The sequence below is a fragment of the Actinosynnema sp. genome, assembly GCF_052038725.1.
On sequence record NZ_JBQGCX010001533.1, the window covers coordinates 1 to 2,686 of the forward strand.

The following is a 2,686-nucleotide window of genomic DNA, read 5'->3' on the forward strand; positions in this document are numbered from 1 at the left end:
CTCGACTTCAGCGGCCACCACCTGCGCGAGCGGGCCCCGCAGCGGACCCGGTTCACCCAGGGCCTGCGGGTGCGGGAGAACCGGACCGGGCGCACCGGCTACGACACGGCGTACGTGCTGGCGGCGGGCACCGAGGGCTTCGCGAACCGGCGCGGCGAGGTGTGGGCGGTGCACACGGCCTGGTCGGGCAACCACCGGACGTTCGCCGAGCGCACGTTCCACGCGGTGTCCCTGCTCGGGTCCGGCGAGCTGCTGCTCGCGGGCGAGGGGCGGCTGGCGCCGGGCGAGGTGTACGAGTCGCCGTGGCAGTACGGCTCGTACGGCGCGGCCGGGCTGGACTCGGTGTCGGCGCGGTTCCACGGGTTCCTGCGCTCGCGCCCCGGCCACCCGACCTCGCCCCGGCCGGTCGTGGTGAACACGTGGGAGGCGGTGTACTTCGACCACGACCTGGACCGGTTGAAGGCGCTGGCGGACGCGGCGGCCGAGGTCGGCGCGGAGCGGTTCGTGCTGGACGATGGCTGGTTCGGGTCGCGGCGCGACGACAAGCGCGGGCTCGGCGACTGGTACGTGTCGGACGAGGTGTGGCCGGACGGGCTCGGGCCGATCGTCTCGCACGTGACCGGGCTGGGGCTGCAGTTCGGGCTGTGGGTCGAGCCGGAGATGATCAACGAGGACTCGGACCTGGCGCGGGCCCACCCGGACTGGATCATGGCCACCGGCGGGCGGTTGCCGCGCGCGGCGCGCCAGCAGCAGGTGCTGGACCTGACGAAGGCGTACGACTACGTCCTGGAGCGGTTGGACTCGCTGCTGAGCGAGTACGACATCGCGTACCTCAAGTGGGACCACAACCGGGACCTCGTGGAGGCCGGGCACCAGCCGGGCGGTCAGGCGGGGGTGCGGGCGCAGACGCTGGCCGTGTACCGGCTGCTGGACGAGCTGCGGGCGCGGCACCCCGAGGTGGAGATCGAGTCGTGCTCGTCGGGCGGCGGGCGGATCGACCTGGAGATCCTGCAGCGCACGGACCGGGTGTGGACGTCGGACTGCATCGACGCGCTGGAGCGGCAGCGCATCCAGCGGTGGACGAACCTGCTGATCCCGCTGGAGCTGATGGGGTCGCACGTGGGCGACGGGCGGTCGCACACGACGGACCGGCTGCACAAGCTGGACTTCCGGGCGGGGACGGCGCTGTTCGGGCACTTCGGGATCGAGTCGGACCTGACGCGGGTGACCGCGGAGGACCGGGCGCGGTTGACGGAGTGGGTGGGGCTGTACAAGTCGCTGCGGGGGCTGCTGCACACCGGGGTGTCGGTGCACGGGGACCACCCGGACCCGGCGATCGAGGTGCACGGGGTCGTGGCGGAGGACGGGTCGGACGCGGTGTACGCGGTGGTGGCGCACGGGACGTCGGAGATCTACCCGACGGGGGCGGTGCGGCTGCCTGGGCTTTTGGCGGACCGGGAGTACCACGTGCGGCCGTTGGCGCCGGGGGACGTGCCGGACGGGAACGCGCACCACTGGGGGAACCCCCTGCCCTGGTGGACCCCGGAGGGGGGTCGGGCCGGGGGGCGGGCGCTGGAGGTCATGGGGGTGCAGGCGCCGGTGCTGTACCCGGAGCGGTTGGTGCTGATCAGGGCCACGGCGGTGTGAGTTGGCCTGTGGGCCGCGTCGGGGGTTCCTCCCGGCGCGGCCCCGCGTGGCTCGCTTTCCGCTAGCGCCGGGGCGCCGTCAGCACCAGCACCAGCACCATCCCCACGATCAGCGCCGCGATCGCCACCACGTACAGCGCCTCGCCGTCCACCGCCCCCCGGCCCGCCCGCGCCGTGGGCAGCAGCACCCCCAGCAGCAGCCCGGATAACAGCACGGTCCCCCCGAACAACCCCAGCCTCCGGCGCACGGCCCCTCCCCAGTCGGCCCCGACGGCGCTTCGGGTACCCGTCGTGCGGCTCGGGTGAACTCCGCCGCGTCACGGGTAGTCGGGAGGATGCACAGGAGTCGGTTGTACGCGATCTTCGTCGACGTGCCCGCCGAGCACGCGGGGCAGGCGGCGCGGTTCTGGGCTTCCGCGCTCGGGGGGCGGGTCAGGCCGGTGGTCGGGGAGGAGCAGTTCACGGCCGTCGACGGGGCGGTGGACGGGATCGCGCTCGACGTCCAGGCGGTGGACGACGAGCCCCGGTACCACGTGGACATCGAGACGGACGACGTCGGCGCCGAGGTGCGCAGGTTGACCGGGCTCGGGGCCGTGGAGGTGTCCGTGTGGGAGGGGTGCCACGTGCTGCGGGCGCCGGGTGGGCAGCTGCTGTGCGTGGTTCCGCTGCAGAGCGAGCCCGAGGTGTTCGCGGCGACGGCCCGCACCTGGGGGTGACCGGCTCAGCGCCGCTCGTCGGACGTGCCGAGCATCGTGCCCGCCAGGATCGCCGCCAGGAACACGGTGTAGATCGCGCCGCCGTTCGCCGCCGGTTCGCCCGCGCTCGCGGTCGGCATCAGCACGCCGACCAGGAGCACGCCCAGCACGACCACACCCACGAACAGGCCGCGGTTCACGGCGCCACCTCCGGAAGTCGAGTGCACCGGGGGTTCCCGCTGAGAGGCGAAGGTGAACGTCCGTCACCTGAACAGCGGGGGGGGGGGGGGGGGCCCCCCCCCCCCGGCGGGCGGCCCCCCCCCCCGCCGGGCGCCCCCCACCCCC

4 protein-coding genes are annotated in these 2,686 nt (G+C 74.3%); 2 read left to right on the top strand and 2 right to left on the bottom strand.

Translation table 11 applies throughout. The features are described 5' to 3' along the window. Positions 1-1,647: alpha-galactosidase (locus tag ACTUAL_RS32210; protein WP_440902871.1), on the top strand; the 1,647-nt coding region annotated here is incomplete at its 5' end. Positions 1,648-1,708: 61 nt separating this feature from the next. On the opposite strand, the gene ACTUAL_RS32215 is transcribed toward ACTUAL_RS32210, so the two are convergent. Then, complete coding sequence (locus ACTUAL_RS32215) at positions 1,709-1,894, bottom strand: hypothetical protein (RefSeq protein ID WP_440902872.1); 186 nt, start codon at positions 1,892-1,894, stop codon at positions 1,709-1,711. A gap of 102 nt (positions 1,895-1,996) precedes the next feature. Here ACTUAL_RS32215 and ACTUAL_RS32220 point away from each other — a divergent pair, with 102 nt between their 5' ends. Further along, complete coding sequence (locus ACTUAL_RS32220) at positions 1,997-2,362, top strand: VOC family protein (RefSeq protein ID WP_232520076.1); 366 nt, start codon at positions 1,997-1,999, stop codon at positions 2,360-2,362. Positions 2,363-2,367: 5 nt separating this feature from the next. On the opposite strand, the gene ACTUAL_RS32225 is transcribed toward ACTUAL_RS32220, so the two are convergent. Continuing rightward, the gene (locus tag ACTUAL_RS32225; protein WP_157767908.1) at positions 2,368-2,541 is read right to left on the bottom strand and encodes a hypothetical protein; all 174 of its coding nucleotides are present in this window, start codon (positions 2,539-2,541) and stop codon (positions 2,368-2,370) included. Between the last annotated feature and the right edge of the window lie 145 nt (positions 2,542-2,686).